The organism is Sphingomonas sp. BRN-1R (assembly GCF_057748035.1).
The window spans coordinates 2,742,842-2,759,306 of the sequence record NZ_CM173236.1 but is presented as its reverse complement, the minus strand read 5'-3'; the positions used below and the strand labels follow the sequence as shown (position 1 = coordinate 2,759,306).

The 16,465-nt window shown below is 68.0% G+C and carries 14 protein-coding genes and 1 pseudogene; all 15 read left to right on the top strand.

All coding sequences use genetic code 11. The annotated features are described in order from the left end of the window. Window positions 1–28: 28 nt before the first annotated feature. The 15 genes and pseudogenes from AC3ANX_RS12735 to yihA all read left to right on the top strand — a co-directional run bounded on the left by AC3ANX_RS12735 (window position 29) and on the right by yihA (window position 16,455). Window positions 29–640 carry an XrtA/PEP-CTERM system exopolysaccharide export protein gene (locus AC3ANX_RS12735; protein WP_488333646.1) on the top strand — a complete coding sequence of 204 codons (612 nt, stop codon included), beginning with the start codon at window positions 29–31 and terminating at the stop codon, window positions 638–640. Between the two features lie 13 nt (window positions 641–653). Continuing rightward, window positions 654–2,177: an XrtA system polysaccharide chain length determinant gene (locus AC3ANX_RS12730; RefSeq protein WP_488333645.1), complete on the top strand. Its 1,524-nt coding sequence runs from the start codon at window positions 654–656 to the stop codon at window positions 2,175–2,177. Next, window positions 2,174–3,106, top strand: a complete 933-nt coding sequence (locus AC3ANX_RS12725) for an AAA family ATPase (RefSeq protein WP_488333644.1) — start codon at window positions 2,174–2,176, stop codon at window positions 3,104–3,106. Before AC3ANX_RS12730 ends, AC3ANX_RS12725 begins: the two co-directional genes overlap by 4 nt. Continuing rightward, window positions 3,103–4,698 carry a TonB-dependent receptor gene (locus AC3ANX_RS12720; protein WP_488333643.1) on the top strand — a complete coding sequence of 532 codons (1,596 nt, stop codon included), beginning with the start codon at window positions 3,103–3,105 and terminating at the stop codon, window positions 4,696–4,698. Before AC3ANX_RS12725 ends, AC3ANX_RS12720 begins: the two co-directional genes overlap by 4 nt. Before the next feature lie 10 nt (window positions 4,699–4,708). Beyond that, window positions 4,709–5,626, top strand: a pseudogene (locus AC3ANX_RS12715) (XrtA/PEP-CTERM system-associated ATPase); the annotation flags it as partial. A 927-nt stretch (window positions 5,627–6,553) separates the two neighbouring features. After that, complete coding sequence (locus tag AC3ANX_RS12710) at window positions 6,554–7,393, top strand: XrtA system polysaccharide deacetylase (RefSeq protein WP_488333642.1); 840 nt, start codon at window positions 6,554–6,556, stop codon at window positions 7,391–7,393. Then, window positions 7,390–8,463: a FemAB family XrtA/PEP-CTERM system-associated protein gene (locus tag AC3ANX_RS12705; protein WP_488333641.1), complete on the top strand. Its 1,074-nt coding sequence runs from the start codon at window positions 7,390–7,392 to the stop codon at window positions 8,461–8,463. The genes AC3ANX_RS12710 and AC3ANX_RS12705 overlap by 4 nt, the downstream gene beginning before the upstream one ends. 3 nt (window positions 8,464–8,466) lie before the next feature. After that, the gene (locus tag AC3ANX_RS12700) at window positions 8,467–9,663 is read left to right on the top strand and encodes a TIGR03087 family PEP-CTERM/XrtA system glycosyltransferase (protein WP_488336942.1); all 1,197 of its coding nucleotides are present in this window, start codon (window positions 8,467–8,469) and stop codon (window positions 9,661–9,663) included. Next, the gene (gene xrtA / locus AC3ANX_RS12695) at window positions 9,660–11,201 is read left to right on the top strand and encodes an exosortase A (RefSeq protein WP_488333640.1); all 1,542 of its coding nucleotides are present in this window, start codon (window positions 9,660–9,662) and stop codon (window positions 11,199–11,201) included. The genes AC3ANX_RS12700 and xrtA overlap by 4 nt, the downstream gene beginning before the upstream one ends. Before the next feature lie 2 nt (window positions 11,202–11,203). Continuing rightward, window positions 11,204–13,096, top strand: a complete 1,893-nt coding sequence (locus tag AC3ANX_RS12690) for an XrtA/PEP-CTERM system amidotransferase (protein WP_488333639.1) — start codon at window positions 11,204–11,206, stop codon at window positions 13,094–13,096. A gap of 102 nt (window positions 13,097–13,198) precedes the next feature. Continuing rightward, on the top strand, window positions 13,199–13,333 hold the full coding sequence (gene rpmH, locus AC3ANX_RS12685; RefSeq protein WP_083224946.1) for a 50S ribosomal protein L34: 135 nt from the start codon (window positions 13,199–13,201) through the stop codon (window positions 13,331–13,333). A 32-nt stretch (window positions 13,334–13,365) separates the two neighbouring features. Further along, window positions 13,366–13,683, top strand: a complete 318-nt coding sequence (rnpA, locus tag AC3ANX_RS12680; RefSeq protein WP_488333638.1) for a ribonuclease P protein component — start codon at window positions 13,366–13,368, stop codon at window positions 13,681–13,683. 109 nt (window positions 13,684–13,792) lie between these two features. Beyond that, window positions 13,793–14,005: a membrane protein insertion efficiency factor YidD gene (gene yidD / locus AC3ANX_RS12675; protein ID WP_488333637.1), complete on the top strand. Its 213-nt coding sequence runs from the start codon at window positions 13,793–13,795 to the stop codon at window positions 14,003–14,005. Window positions 14,006–14,047: 42 nt separating this feature from the next. Continuing rightward, window positions 14,048–15,808 (top strand): membrane protein insertase YidC, encoded by a 1,761-nt coding sequence (gene yidC / locus AC3ANX_RS12670; RefSeq protein WP_488333636.1) that lies wholly within the window; start codon window positions 14,048–14,050, stop codon window positions 15,806–15,808. Then, a complete protein-coding gene (gene yihA, locus AC3ANX_RS12665) occupies window positions 15,805–16,455 on the top strand; it encodes a ribosome biogenesis GTP-binding protein YihA/YsxC (protein ID WP_488333635.1) in 651 nt (216 codons plus the stop codon). Before yidC ends, yihA begins: the two co-directional genes overlap by 4 nt. Window positions 16,456–16,465: the final 10 nt, after the last annotated feature.

The following is a 16,465-nucleotide window of genomic DNA, read 5'->3' as shown; positions in this document are numbered from 1 at the left end:
GCGTACTTCGAGGCTTCTCAAGGGCTTGATGGCGAGCAGTGCACTCGCGCTGGCGTTGAACGGCTGCGCGACCGGTGGGGGCACGCAATTGCCCCCCGCCGCCTTCGTCGCGACGCAGGAGCAGCCGGGCGAGGAATATGTCATCGGCCCGCTCGACCAGCTCAACATCTTCGTGTGGCGCAACCCCGAACTGTCTTCGAAGGTGCAGGTGCGCCCCGACGGCCGCATCACCACCCCGCTGGTGAGCGACATGCCCGCCGTGGGCAAGACCCCGGCTATGCTGGCAGACGACATGAAGATCGCGCTCGGCGAATACATCAAGGATCCGATCGTCTCGGTGATCGTCGAGAATTTTTCGGGCACGTTCAGCCAGCAGGTCCGCATCGTCGGCGCGACCGCCAAGCCCGCGTCGATCCCGTACCGCGCCAACATGACCCTGCTCGACGCGATGATCGCGGTCGGGGGCTTGAACGAATATGCGGCGGGCAACCGTGCCAAGCTGGTCCGCTACGATCGCAACACCGGCAAGCAGGTCGAATACAACGTCAAGCTGTCGAGCCTGCTGAAGAACGGCGATTCGCGCGCAAACGTCCGGCTAGAACCGGGCGACGTCATCATCATCCCCGAGAGCATGTTCTGAGGGGGATGGGCGCGTGAACGGTCTTTATGACGAACTGAGGGTCGCGCTCCACGCGGTCTGGATGCGGCGCTGGCTCGCGCTCGGCGTCGCTTGGGGCGTGGCGATCGTCGGCTGGCTGTTCGTGGCGCAGATCCCGAGCAGCTACGAATCGACCGCGCGCGTGTTCGCGCAGATGCAGACGATCCTGCCGACCGCGGTCGGCATCACCCCCGCCGACCAGCAGAAAAGCCTCGACACGGTCCGCCAGACGCTGACCTCGGCCGACAATCTCGAAAAGGTCGTGCGCGGCACCGATCTCGCCAACACGGTCGCCACCGACAAGGACGTGGCGGACCGCGTGGCCGCGCTCCAGACGGCGGTGAAGATCACCTCCGAGCAGGACAACACCTTTACCATCTCGGTCAGCCAGCGCAGCCCCAAGATCGCGCGGCAGGTGGTGCAGAAGCTGCTCGATCTGTTCGTCGAACAGAATCTTTCGGGCGACAAGGCCGAGATGAGCTCGACGCTCCAGTTTCTCGACCAGCAGCTCGCGCAGAAGCAGAGGCAGCTCCAGGACGCCGAATCGAAGCGCGAGGCGTTCCAGAACCAGTTCCTCGGCTCGCTGCCCGGCACCGGCTCGATCGCGGACCGGCTGGCGGCGGCGCGCGCGCAGATGTCGCAGGTCGACAGCGATCTCGCCGCCGCGCAGTCGAGCCTCGCGGTCGTCAACGGCCAGATGGCCGGCACCCCGGCAAGCGTGCCCGGCGCGGCCGCCAGCGCAGGCAGCGCCGGCCCGGCGCGGGCGCGGCTCGCGGCGATCCAGGGGCAGCTCGCCGATGCGCGCGCACGCGGTTATACCGAGCAGCATCCGGACGTGATCGCGCTGAAGAGCCAGCTTTCGGCGGCGCAGGCGGCGGCGCGGAACGAACCGCTGGTCGGCGGTTCGGCGGCGGGTGGCGCGTCCAACCCGCTGTATCTTCAGCTCAAGTCGAACCAGGCCGACAAGCAGGCGCAGGTCGCCGCCGCACTCAGCCGCAAGCGCCAGTTGCAGGGTGATATCGATGCGATCAGCGCTAAGCTGACCGGCGATTCGTCGCAGATGCAGGAACAGTCGCAGATCGAGCGCGACTACCAGGTGCTCAAGGACAGCTACGACAAATTGCTGTCCGATCGCGAGGACGTGCGGCTACGCGGGCAGGCTCAGTCGCAAACCGACCAGATCAAGTTCAGCGTGCTCGACCAGCCGAGCGCGCCGCGTGTGCCGACCTCGCCGAACCGTCCGCTGCTGCTGACCGGCGTGCTGATCGCGGCGCTGGCGGCGGGCGGTGGCGCGGCCTTCGCGATGACCCAGCTCCAGACGACCTTCCCGACCGCGAAGCGGCTCGAGGCGGCGACCGGGCTCAGCGTGATCGGCTCGATCGGCGAGAGCGTCACCAGGCTCCAGATCGCGCAGCGGCGGCGGCAGCTCGGTTACTTTGGCGGCGGTGCGGCGGCGCTGGTGGTGGCCTGGGTGGCGCTGCTCGGCGTCGAGATGCTCCAGCGAGGACTTGCGGCATGAACGAGATGACCCCCCGTAAGCTGGGCGGATCGCTGATCGAGCGCGCCGCGACCGTGTACGATTTCAGCGCGGAACTGCGTGCGCGGAGTCCGCTGCCGCCGGTGGTGGAAAGCGACGCCGCGCCCGAGCCGAAGCCGTTGAAGCTGGTCGAATCGGTTGCGGAAGCACCCGTAGCCGAGCCCGCGCGCGTGGGCGCGGTCGCCGAAGTCGATCGCGCGATGCTCGCCGCCAAGGGGCTGCTCGTGCCCGGCGCGCCGGTCGGTGCGCTCGCCGAGGAGTTCCGGCTGGTGAAGCGCCAGTTGATGGTGACGGCACGCGCGCTGCGCCCCGCCGATGCCGACAAGTCGCGCACGATTCTCGTCTGCTCGGCCAAGCCCAACGACGGCAAGACCTATTGCGCGGTCAACCTCGCCATTTCGATGGCGGCGGAGCGCGAGGTCGAGGTGATCCTGATCGACGCCGATTTTGCCAAGCCCGACGTGATGAGCCGCCTTGGTCTCACCGAAGGAAAAGGGCTGCTCGACGCGCTCGCCGATCCGGCGATCCACATCGAGGATTGCCTCGTGCGCACGGACATACCGCAGCTTACCGTGCTGCCCGCCGGCACCAAATCGCACAGCGATACCGAACTGCTCGGCAGTGCCCGCACCGCCACGCTGATCGCGGCGCTGCTCGCCGCCGATCCGCGCCGCGTGCTGATCTTCGATTCGCCGCCGGTGCTCGCCGCGTCGCCCGCCGCCGTGCTCGCGCATCATGCCGGGCAGACCGTGCTGGTGGTGCGCGCCGACCGCACCGTCGAAAGCGATCTGCGCGAAGCGGTCGCGCTGCTCGACGGGTGCGAGGAGATCCAGTTGTTGCTCAACGCCGTCACCTACGCACCCGGAGGCCGTCGCTTCGGCAGCTATTACGGGCAGGAGGATTCGAAATGAAGGCTCTGCTGCTGACCGGCGCGGCCTGCGCCGTGCTGACTGCCGCTCCGGCGTATGCGGACCGGCAAAAGTCGATCACGCCGTATATCGAGCTAGACCAGACCGTCGACGCCGATCTGACCAACAACGACGTGCTGACCTATTCGACGGTCGCCGCCGGGGTGGACGCCAACCTCCACACCGACCGCACCGACGCGCAGTTGAGCTATCGTTACGAGCGGCGCATCGCCTGGAAGAAGAACATCGGCGACGAGGACGTCCACAGCGGCCTCGCGCGCGCCGCCGTGAAGGTCGCGCCGGGCGTCAGCATCGAGGGCGGGGCGCTCGCCACGCGCACCCGGTCGGACATTCGCGGTGCCGCCCCGGTCAACCTCGCGACCGACAACGACAATATCAGCCAGATCTATTCGATCTATGCCGGCCCGACCGTCTCGACCAACGCCGGCCCGGTGCAGATCGGCGCGGCCTATCGCTACGGCTATACCAAGGTCGAGACGCCGGGTTCGACCGGCGTTGCGGCGAACGCGCCCAAGCTCGACAGTTTCGACAGCGAGCAGAGCCACGTCGTCACCGCCTCGGCAGGCGTGAAGGCCGGCGAGGTGCTGCCGGTCGGCGTCACCGTCAGCGGCGCGTATGAGCGCGATACGCAAAAGCAGCTCAGCCAGCGTTTCGAGGGCAAGTACGGGCGCGGCGATGTGGTGCTGCCGGTCACGCGCACGCTCGCGGTGCGCGCTGGCGCGGGATACGAGAACATCAAGGTCACGCAGAAGGACGCGCTGCTCGACGCGGCCGGCAACGTCGTGACCGATAATAACGGCCGCTTCGTCACCAACCAGGCCTCGCCGCGCCGCATCGCCTATGAGACCGACGGGCTGATCTACGACGCGGGCGTGATCTGGCGTCCGTCGCCGCGCACCCTGCTGACCGCCAACGTCGGCAAGCGGTATGGCGGCACGACCTACACCGGCTCCTTCTCCTACGCGCCCTCCAAGTCGGTGACGTTCCAGCTTGGCGTGTACGACGGCGTGACCACCTTTGGCCGTCAGCTTCAGGACGGTATCGGCCGCCTGCCGACCACCTTCATCACCCAGCGTGATGCGTTCGGCCAGCAGTTCGGCGGCTGCACGTTCAGTGCGGGCGCGGGCTCGGCGGGCGGGTGCCTCAACGGCGCGCTCCAGTCGATCTCGACCGCATCGTACCGCGCGCGCGGCGTCGACGCGATCCTGTCCGCCAGCCGCGGCCCGCTCAGCTACGGCATCGGCGCGGGCTATGCCAACCGCCGGTACTTCGCACCCGAGGGCGAGGGCTTCACCGTCGATGGTGTCGAGGACGACAGCTATTATGCGCAAGCCTATGTCGGCATGACGCTCGATCCGGTGTCGAGCATCAACGCGGACGTCATCGCGAACTACTATAAGTCAGGTATAGCCGGCTCTCGCGGCATCTACAGCGAGGGGGCGACGGTGAGCTATTATCGTAGCTTCGGGCGATTGGGGGCGACCGCGACCGCCGGGATCTACAATTTCAGCCAGCAGGGCATCCGCGACCAGACCTCGGCGCAGGGTCAGGTCGGCATGCGGTACAGTTTCTGAGGACGATGGTATGTACGACGACCATTACGGACTGAACGGCCGGCCGTTCCAGCTCACGCCCGATGCGCGCTTCTGGTACGAAACCGCCACGCATCGCAAGGCAATGGCCTATCTCGGCTATGGCCTGAGCCAGGGCGAGGGCTTCATCGTCATCACCGGCGATGTCGGCGCGGGCAAGACGACGCTGGTCGGTCACCTGATGGCGACGGTCGATCGCGACCGGTTGCAGGCGATCAAGATCGTGTCGACGCAGATCGAGGCGGACGATCTGCTCCGCATGGTCGGCAACGGGCTCGACCTCGCGACCGACGGCATGACCAAGGCGCAGTTGCTCACCGCGATCGAACGCGGGCTGCACGCCACCGCGCGCAGCGGCCGGCGCACGCTGCTGATCGTCGACGAGGCGCAGGCGCTACCGGTCTCCGCGCTCGAAGAACTGCGGATGCTGTCGAACTTCCAGGCCGGCGGGCATGCGCTGCTCCAGATCTTCCTGCTTGGCCAGCCCGAGTTTCGCGAACGGCTGCACGGTTCCGACCGGCTCGAACAGCTTCGCCAGCGCGTGATCGCGACGCATCATCTCGAACCGATGGAGCGCGAGGAAGTCGCGCCCTACATGATGCACCGCTTGGGCGTGGTTGGCTGGACCGGCCGCCCGCATTTTACCGATGACGCCTTTGCCGCGCTCTATGCCGGGTCGGACGGCGTGCCGCGCCGTTTGAACCAATTGGCGGGCCGTGTGCTGCTGTTCGGCGCGATCGAGCAGCTCGACACGATCGATGCGCGTACGGTCAACACCGTGCTCGCCGACATTTCGAACGACACGCCGGAGCAGCCCGAGCCGCTGCCGCTCGTCAAGCAGGCCGAGCCGGCCACGCCGCCGCGCCCGATCCGCCAGGACGAGCCGGCCGCCGCCGCCGATCCGGCGTTGCTCGCGCGCATCGAGTCGCTCGAATCGCGGGTCGAGGAGCCAGCGGCTTCGGATCAGTCGCTGATGCAGGCGATCGCCTCGATCGAATCGCGGCTCGAAAATGTCTCCGCCGGCACGCGTGTCGATCGCGGCATCCTCGCGCGACTGACCTCGCTGGAAACGCGGTGGGAGCAGGGCGCCAAGCCCGATCCTGCGCTCGCCGGGCGCATCGCCTCGGTCGAGGGGCGCACCGAGCAGATCGCCGGCGTCGTCGCCGATGTCGATCAGATGATGCGCGAGGATCTCGCCGCGCTGGGCGCCGCGCTCGAACAGACCGCCGCACGCATCCCCGCCGCCGATGCGGCGAGCCGCGAGCGGCTGGCGATGCTGGAAACACGGCTCGAGCAGCTCGTCGCCGATGAGGCGATCCCGGCGATCGAGGCGCAACTCGGTTCGATCGAGGAGCGGCTGGTCGCGCTCTCCGCGCGCAAGCCCGAGGCCGATCCGGTGGTGAAGGCGCATCTCGCCTCGCTGGAGAACCGGCTGGGGCAAGTCGCCAATCGCGCGCCCGACGCCGAGCTTGCAGCGAAACTCACCGCGCTCGAAGCTCGGCTCGATCAGGTGGCGACGCGCGGGGCGGATCCGGCGGTGGCGGATCATCTCGAATCGCTCGAAGCGGCGATGGAGCAGCTTGCCGCGCGCCCGACCGATCTCAACCCGACGATGAAGGCGCGGCTCGCCTCGATTGAGACGCGGCTCGACGAGGCGCTGGTCGCCTCTTCGGCGGGCGACCCCGCCAGCCGCGCACGCATCGCCTCGCTGGAAGCGCGCATCGAGGAGCAGGACGCCGCACTTCGCCGCGTGCTGACGTTGCTGGTCGACTGGGTCGAGGGCGACGGATCACACGACATGGCGGGTCTCCGCCGCGACATGCGCTGAGGCGGGGCTATGCGCCACGCGCTGTCGGTCGATATCGAGGAATGGTTCCAGGTCGGCGCGTTCGAGCGGGTGATCGCCACGGACACGTGGGATGCGCGCGAATCGCGGGTGGAATATAACACCGACGCGGTGCTGGCGCTGTTCGCGGAAAGCGGCGTGAAGGCGACGTTCTTCACGCTCGGCTGGGTGGCGGAGCGGCATCCGGCGCTGATCCGCCGCATCGTCGCGGGCGGGCACGAACTGGCCAGCCACGGCTGGGCGCATCAGCGCGTCTTCACGATGCAAGCCGAGCAGTTCCGTGCCGACATCGGCCGCGCCCGCATGACGCTGGAGGATGCCGGCGGGGTCGCGATCACCGGCTACCGCGCGCCGAGCTTCTCGATCGACACGCGCACGCCCTGGGCGCACCCGATCCTCGCCGAGGAAGGCTATGCCTATTCATCGAGCGTCGCGCCGCTTGCCCACGATCACTACGGCTGGCCGGAGGCGCCGCGCTATGCCTTCCATCCGGTGCCCGGCGCTGCGCTGGTCGAGGTGCCGGTGACGGTGGCGGAGTTCGGCAGCCGGCGGATGGCGACCGGCGGCGGTTTCTTCCGGCTGTTCCCGGCGGCGCTGACCAACCACGCGGTGCGACAGGTCTCCGCCGAGGGGCAACCGGCGGTGTTCTACTTCCACCCGTGGGAGATCGACCCCGGCCAACCGCGCATCGCCGACGCACCGCTCAAGTCGCGGTTGCGGCACTACAGCCGGCTGGGGGCGATGGCGGGCAAATTGCGCGACTTGATCCGCCGCCACGATTGGGGTCGGATGGATGCGATCGTCGCGGATATGAAGGGCGCTATCGCATGACCGTGCCGTTGCTCTCGCCATTGCTGGGCCTGCGCGCCGCCGATCTGGCGGATGCCGCCGAAGCGGCGCGCATCGCCGATTTCGTGCGTGCGCATCCGCACGGTACGCCGTTCCACCTGCCTGCATGGAGCCGCGCGGTGGCTGAAGGGTGCGGGCAACGCAGCCACACGCTGATCGCCGAACGCGCCGACGGCGGCCTCGAAGGCGTGCTGCCGATGACCGAGATCCGCTCGCGGCTGTTCGGCCGGGCGTTGGTGTCGAACGGCTTCGCGGTCGGCGGGGGTATCCTCGCCACCACCGTAGGCGCGGCGGGGGTGCTGGCGGAAGCGGGCTGGGCGCTGGCGCTCAAGCTCGGTTGCCCGAGCCTGGAACTGCGCGGCGGCGATGTGCCCGACGGCGACTGGATCGCGGAAGAGGGCGCCCATCTCGGCTTCACCCGCGCACTGGCCGCATCGGACGAGGCCGAATTCACCGCGATCCCGCGCAAGCAGCGCGCCGAGGTGCGCAAGGCGCTCGCGCTCGATCTCGACGTGAGCGTCGGCAGCGGCGCGGCCGATCGCAAGGCGCATTACGCGGTCTATGCCGAATCGGTGCGCAACCTCGGCACGCCGGTGTTCCCGGCGAGGCTGTTCGCCTGCGTGCTCGATGCGTTCGGCGCGGATGCCGATATTCTGACGGTGCGGTCGGGCGGCAAGCCGGTGGCGAGCGTGCTGTCGCTTTATCACGAAGGCACCGTCTATCCGTACTGGGGCGGGGGCACTGTCGCGGCGCGCGCTTTGCGCGCCAACGACCGCATGTATTTCGCGTTGATGAGCCACGCCCGCGCGCGCGGCTGCACCGCGTTCGATTTCGGCCGCTCGAAGGTCGGAACCGGGCCGGCGGCGTTCAAGAAGAATTGGGGTTTCAACGGGAAGCCGCTGCTTTATGCCAAGCGCGTGAAACCCGGTGAGACCCCGCGCGAGATCAATCCGCTCAGCCCGAAATACCGGCTCCAGGTCGATCTGTGGAAGAAACTGCCCTTGACGATCGCGAACCTGATCGGTCCGCACATCGCCAAGGGTCTTGGTTGAGTGATGGGCGATATCCTGTTCCTGGCGCATCGGGTTCCCTATCCGCCCGATCGCGGCGACAAGATTCGCGGCTTTCACATTCTCCGGCATCTGTGCGGACAGGCGCGCGTCCACCTCGTCGCCTTTGCGGACGACGCGCGCAATCTCGATGCGGATGCGCCGGCATGGCTTACCGGCGATCGGGCGGTATTGTGGCGGGGCAAGCCACGCTGGCGCGCCGCCATCGAGGCGCTGGCGCAAGGCCGCCCGGTGTCGCTGACCGCGTTCGATGATGCCGCCGTGCGCGGTGCGGTCGCGGATGTGCTCGCGCGGCACCCGGTCGACACGATCTACGTCTTCTCCGGGCAGATGGCACAATACCTTCCGGCGAACGCGAAGCAGCGCGTCGTAATGGATTTCGTCGACATGGATTCGGCCAAGTTCGCCGATTATGCGCTTGCCTCACGCGGCCCGTCGCGTTGGATGATGGCGCGCGAGGCGCGGCTGTTGCAGGCGTTCGAACGCGACGTCGCGCAACGCGCCGACGCCAGCCTGTTCGTCAGCGCCGCCGAGGCCGCGCTGTTCCGTGCGGCGACCGGCGCGGCGCGCGTGCAGGCGATAGAAAACGGCATCGACACGCACACCTTCGATCCCACCGCCAGCTTCGCGCGCATTGAAGAGGAAGGCGACCTTATCGTCTTCACCGGCCAGATGGATTACCGTCCCAATATCGAGGCGGTGACGTGGTTCGCGAACGGCATCCTGCCCCAGATCCGCAGCCGCCACCCGCAGGCGCGCTTCGCCATCGTCGGCCGGGCGCCGACCGAGGCGGTGATGGCGCTCGCCAAATCGCCCGGCGTTATCGTGACGGGGGAGGTGCCCGACGTTCGCGGCTGGCTCGCTGCCGCTGCGGTGGTTGTCGCGCCGTTGAAGCTCGCGCGCGGCATCCAGAACAAGGTGCTCGAAGCGATGGCGATGGCGCGCCCGGTGGTCGCCTCCGCGCCCGCCGCCGAGGGGATCGCGCACGCCGGCACGATCCGCGTCGGCGCGGACGCTGGTGCAATCGCCGGCGCGGTGAGCGATCTGCTCGCCGACCCGCACGCCGCCACCACGCTCGGCCAAGCCGCGCGCGCGCAGGTGCAGCGGCGCTATAGCTGGGCTGCCTGTCTCGCTCCGCTCGACACGATCGTCGCGAACGGCGAAAGCAAGCGCGCGGCATGATCTACGCTTTCCCCTCGACCGGCTTCTCGCCCGCCGCGACCCCGACGCAGGCGGCGTGGCGTCGCCACCTCGCCGTGCTGGTTGGGGTGGCGGCGGTGATCGTCGCGACTTTCTGGCACGACGTGACGACGCTCGCGCATCTGTGGTGGACGAGCACGACCTTCGGGCATTGCCTGTTCATCGGACCCGTGCTGGCGTGGCTGGTGTGGGCCCGCCGTACCGATCTCGCGAAGCTGACGCCGGTCGGCTGGGCGCCGGGGCTGGCAATCGTCGCATGCGGGGGCTTGGGCTGGCTGCTCGGCGATGCCGGTGGGGTCGCGCTGGCGCGGCAGCTCGGGCTGGTGATGATGCTGCAAGGCACGGTGGTGACGTTGCTCGGGCCGAACGTCGCGCGCGGGCTGCTGTTTCCCTTGTGTTATGCGGTGTTCCTCGTGCCGTTCGGCGAGGGGATGGAGGGGCCGCTTCAGACCGTCACCGTCGCGATGACGATGCCGATGCTCCATCTGTTCGGCGTGCCCGCGCAGGTCGACGGGGTGCTCATCACCATTCCCAACGGCTATTTCGAAGTGGCGGAGGCGTGTTCGGGCGCGAAGTTCGTGATCGCGATGATCGCCTATGGCACGCTCGTCGCCAATGTGTGCTTCGTGTCGTGGGGCAGGCGTGCGGTGTTCATGGGTGTCGCGCTGGTCGTGCCGGTGATCGCGAACGGCATCCGCGCGTTCGGAACGATCTACGCCGCCTACCTCACTTCGGTCGAGGCGGCGACCGGGTTCGATCATATCATGTACGGCTGGATCTTCTTCGGGCTGGTGATGGCCGCGGTGATTGCGATCGGCTGGCGCTGGTTCGATCGCGCGCCCGATGCGGCGGTGTTCGATACCGCCAAGCTGCAAACCGTACCGCGCTTTCGGCTCGATGCGCTTCTGGCGGCGGCTTTGGTATTGATGACGGTCGCGGTGTTCCCGGCGTGGAGCGCGGCGATCGCCAACCGCGCGCAGGTGCTGCCCGCGCGGATCGCCTTGCCCGAGGTGCCGGGCTGGCACCGCGTGCCGATGAGCACGCGCGCGGCGTGGGCGCCCAATTATCCGGGTGCGGACCATTATCTGATCGGCCGCTATGCCGATGCGAGCGGCGATCCGGTCGATCTCGCCATCGCGGTCTATGGCTCGCAGCATGAGGGCAAGGAGATCGTCTCGTTCGGGGTGGGCGCTTTGCGCGAAGACGACGTGTGGGTGCGGATCGAGGATCTGCCCGATCTCGCCGGCGGCGCGGTGATCCACGTGACGGCACCCGGCCCGGTCGAGCGGCTGATCGCGACCTGGTATCGCGTCGGCGATATCGTCACGCACAGCGGTGCGCGACAGAAGCTGGCGACGTTACAGGCCAAGCTGCTCGGCGGCCCGCAGCGTGCGGTGGCGGTGCATCTCTCGGCGGAGGTGCTGCCCGGCCGCGATCCGCGCGCGGCGATGCGGCGCTTCCTCGCCGCGCTCGGACCCGTTGACGTGGTGGCCGATCGCGCCGCCGGGATGGCACGCTAGAGATGTGCGGGATCGCCGGCCTGTTCTACCCCAACATGCCCAAGCCGGTCGATCCGGTGCGGGTGCGCGCGATGACCGACGTGCAGGCGCATCGCGGCCCCGACGGTGGCGACGTGTGGACCGCGCCCGGCGTCGGGCTGGGGCATCGCCGCCTGTCGATCATCGACATCGCTGGTAGTCCGCAACCGATGCGCAGCGCTGACGGATCGCTGACCGTGACCTACAACGGCGAAGTCTATAATTTCGCCGAACTGCGCGCCGAATTGCAGGCCAGGGGGGCGCGCTTCGTTACCTCGGGTGATACCGAGGTGCTGTTGCATGGCTGGGCGGCGTGGGGGCCGGCCATGCTTGATCGGCTCAACGGCATGTTCGCCTTCGCAATTCACGACGCCGCGCGGCAGGTGCTGTTCCTCGCGCGAGACCGCATGGGGGTGAAGCCGCTCCATTATGCCGAACTGCCCGATGGCGCGGTAGCGTTCGCGTCTGAACTCAAGGGCCTGCTCGCGCACCCGCTGTTGCGCCGCACGCCCCAGATCACCGCGATCGAGGATTATCTCGCTTACGGCTACGTGCCCGACGATACCTGCCTCGTCGCGGGGGTGAAGAAACTGCCCGCCGGCCATTTCCTGCTGCTCGAACGCGGCAAGCCGGTGCCCGCGCCGTCGCGCTGGTGGGATATCGACTTCTCGCGCCGTGCCACCGCCAGCCGCAAGGCGCTCGAGGAGGAACTGGTCGAGCGGATGCGCGCCGCCGTCACGATGCGGATGGTGGCGGACGTGCCGCTCGGCGCGTTCCTGTCGGGCGGGGTGGATAGCTCGGCGGTGGTCGCGCTGATGGCGGAGGCGTCCCCGCGCGCGGTAAAGACCTGCACTATCGGCTTCGACGTGGCCGGAGTGGACGAGCGTTCCTACGCCGACGTGATCGCCAAGCGTTTCGCCACCGAACACCGCGAGCGCATCGTCTCGCCGCAGGATTTCTCGCTGATCGACACGTTGGTCGCGTCGTTCGACGAGCCGTTCGCCGATGCCTCCGCGCTCGCCACCTACCGGGTGTGCGAGCTCGCGCGCGAAACGGTGACGGTGGCGCTGTCGGGTGACGGCGCGGACGAGGCATTCGCGGGCTATCGCCGCTACAAATTCCAGGCCGCCGAGGAGCGGGTGCGCGCGCTGATCCCCGCGTCGCTGCGGGGAAGCGTGTTCGGCACGCTCGGCCGCCACTATCCCAAGGCCGACTGGGCGCCCCGCCGCTTCCGCGCCAAGACGACGCTGCTCGCGCTCGCCGAGGATGGTGCGGAGGGCTACGCCCGCTCGGTCGGCGTGACGACGCCCGCCCTGCGCGCCGCCTTGCTGACCGACTCGGCGCGCACCGCGCTTGGCGGGCACCGTGCCGAGGATCGCTACGTGCGATCGATGCGTGACGCACCCGCGCGCGACGCGCTCGACCGTGCGCAATATGCCGACTTCCAGCACTGGCTGCCCGGCGACATTCTAACCAAGGCGGATCGCACCAGCATGGCGGTGAGCCTCGAAGCGCGCGAGCCGCTGCTCGACTACAAACTGGTCGAGTTCGCCGCGACTTTGCCGGCCGATCTGCGGCTGCGTCACGGGCAGGGCAAGTGGCTGGTGAAGAAGGCGATGGAGCGCTACCTCCCCAAGGATATCCTCTACCGCCCGAAAATGGGTTTCGTCACGCCGGTCGGTGCGTGGTTCCGGGGCGCGCTGGCCGACGAGGCAGCGGCGCTGGCACGCTCGCGCACGCTGATCGGCAGCGGCTGGTTCTCTGCGCCTACGATCGAGAAGATCGCCGCCGATCACCGCGCCGGCCGGGCCGATCATGGCCGCACTTTGTGGCAGCTCGTCATGCTTGAACGCAGCATGGCGCGGCTGTTCGGGTGACGTGAAGCAATTGACTTCGCGGAGCCGCGCGCTTAAGGCCAGCCGCTACGAGGTCGCTCTGCGGGGCGGCCCTTTTCTATTCAGACGATCAGGGAATGACTCATGAAGCGGACCTTTCAGCCGAGCAATCTGGTGCGGGCGCGCCGTCATGGCTTCCGCGCGCGGATGGAGACTCCGGGCGGCCGCAACGTGATCCGGGCGCGTCGCGCGCGCGGTCGCAAGAAGCTGTCGGCGTAATTCAGGTCTCCGGCGGCGTCGACATCCGCACGATGTCGCGCCGCGCGGACTTTCTCGCGGCGAACGCGGGCAAGCGCGCGCCAATGCCCGGCTTCGTGCTGCTGGTGCGTGCCCGGGACGATGGCGATCCGATGATGCGGATCGGCTATACCGTCACCAAGAAGATCGGCAACGCGGTCGTGCGTAACCGGATGAAACGCCGGTTGCGTGCGCTTGCGCGTGAGGTGCTGCCCGAATCGGGTCTGCGCGGTGCGGATCACGTCCTGATCGGGCGGAACGGCGGCATCGAGCGCGACTTCGCGCAGTTGCGCGGCGAACTCGGCAAGGCGCTGGCGAAGGTCGCACGGTGATTCGAAACCCTTACCGTGCTCCCGGGAAAGCGGGAGCCCAGGGCCGCAAACGCGATGCTCGTGGCCTTGGACTCCCGCTTGCGCGGGAGCACGGGTCGGACTGCCGGTCATGCTGACCCGCATCCTCATCCTGCTCGTGCGCGGCTGGCAGATCGGGCCGTCCGCCGTCCTGCCGCCCTCCTGCCGGTTCCAGCCTTCCTGTTCCGCCTATGCAATCACCGCGCTTCGCCGCTATGGCGCTGTGAAGGGCGGCTGGCTGGCGGCGAAACGGATCGGGCGGTGTCACCCCTGGGGCGGCTACGGCCCCGATCCAGTGCCCTAAGACAAACGGCGCGCGCCGACGAACTACGAACGGGATTCCCAGGTGAAAGACGAAGGCAGAAATTTCCTCCTGTTCGCGGTATTCGCGGCGCTGATCCTGTTCGGCTGGCAGTTCTTCGCGTCGAAATATTTCCCCACCGCCAATCCGCCCGCGACCAAGATCGAGGACGGCAAGTCCAAACCCGTCGCCTCCTCGACCGGCCCGGCCGGCCCCGGCGCCGCCGCGCCTGAAAAGGTGCGCGACCGCCAGCAGGTGCTGCGCGAGAGCCCGCGCGTGCGGATCGAGACGCGCAACCTGTCGGGCTCGATCAACCTCAAGGGCGGCCGCATCGACGATCTCGTGCTGAGCAAGTACAAGGAAACCGTCGCCAAGGATTCCGCCCCGATCCGGCTGTTCTCGCCTTCGGGCACCGATCACGCCTATTTCGCCGGCTTCGGCTGGTCGGGCGACGGCGTGACGACGCCGGGCGCGGACACCGTCTTCACCGCCAGCGCGCCGGTGCTCACCCCCGAGCAGCCGGTCACGCTCGCCTGGACCAACCCGCAGCGCCAGCGCTTCACGATCCGCATCGCCGTCGACGATCGCTACATGTTCACCGTGCGCCAGACCGTCACCAACCCGGCCGGCGCGCCGATCACCGTGCGCCCTTATGGCCTCGTCAGCCGCGCGGGCGTCTCACCCGACCCCGATACCTGGACCGATCACGTCGGCCCGATCGGCGTGTTCGATCATGGCGCCACCTACGATATCACCTTCGCCAACCTTCAGGGCAAGGACGCCAGCCTGATCGGCAAGACCGTGTTCGGCAACATCGGCAAGCCCGGCGACAATTATTTCGACGCGACCGGCGGCTGGTTCGGCTTCGGCGACAAATACTGGCTCGCCGCGCTGATCCCCGATTCGGGCGCGAAGATGCACGGCGGCTTCCGCGCCGCGATGGGCGACACGTTCCAGGCCGATTTCGCGCTCGAACCCCATGTCGTCCCCGCCGGCAAGGCGCTGGTGACCACCGCCAAGCTGTTCGCGGGCGCGAAGGAGACCAACACGCTCGACGGCTATGAGGATCGGCTCGGCATCCGCCACTTCGGCAAGGCGATCGACTGGGGCTGGTTCGAGATCGTCGAGAAGCCGATCTTCAAATATCTCGACTTCCTGTTCCGGGTGATCGGCAATTTCGGCGTGGCGATCATCGCGCTGACGCTGACGATCCGTGGCCTGCTGTTCCCGATCGCGCAGCGCCAGTTCGCCTCGATGGCGAAGATGCGCGCGATCCAGCCCAAGATGAAGGCGCTCCAGGAACGCTACAAGGACGACAAGGTCCGCGCGCAGCAGGAGGTGATGGCGCTCTACAAGGCGGAAGGGGTCAACCCGCTCGCGGGCTGCCTGCCGACGTTCCTTCAGATCCCGATCCTCTACGCACTCTACAAGGTGCTGCTGCTGACCATCGAAATGCGTCACCAACCGTTCGTGCTGTGGATTCGCGATCTGTCCGCGCCGGATCCGGCGACCATCCTCAACGCGTTCGGCTATCTGCCGTGGCATCTGCCGCCGATGCTGGCGATCGGCGTCGTGCCGGTGCTGCTCGGCATCTCGATGTTCTTCCAGTTCAAGCTCAATCCGGCGCCGATGGATGAGGCGCAGAAGCAGGTGTTCGCGATCATGCCCTGGGTGCTGATGTTCGTGATGGCGCCGTTCGCGGTCGGCTTGCAACTCTACTGGATCACCTCCAACACGCTGACGATCCTCCAGCAGCGGCTGCTTTACGCACGGCATCCCGAGCTGAAGGTGGCGACCAAGAAGTGAGCGACACCGACACCTTCGAGCCCGAGGCGATCGAGGCCGCGCGCAAGATCTTCGCCGGCCCGATCAGCTTCCTGAAGTCGGCCCCGTCGCTCGAGTTCATTCCCGACGCGAACGCGCCCGAGGTGGCGTTCGCCGGGCGTTCGAACGTCGGCAAGTCGTCGCTGCTCAACGCGCTGGCCGGGCGCAACGCGCTGGCGCGCACGTCGAACACACCGGGGCGGACGCAGGAACTGAACTTCTTCGACGTGGGTGGCGATCCGCTGGTGATGCGGCTGGTCGACATGCCCGGCTATGGTTTCGCCAAGGCGCCCAAGGATGTCGTCAAGAAGTGGCGCTTCCTGGTCAACGATTTCCTGCGCGGGCGCGACGTGCTCAAGCGCGCGCTGGTGCTGATCGACGCGCGCCACGGCATCAAGGATGTCGACCGCGAGATCCTCGAGATGCTCGACAAGGCGGCGGTGAGCTACCGCATCGTGTTGACCAAGGCCGATAAGATCAAGCCGACCGAGCTCGCCGACACGATGGCCGCCACCGCCGCCGAGGCGCGCAAGCGCCCGGCCGCGCACCCGCAGATCCTGCCGACCTCGTCCGAGACCGGGCTCGGCATCCCCGAGCTGCGCGCGGCGGTGATCGAGGCGATCGGCTGACATCTCGCAC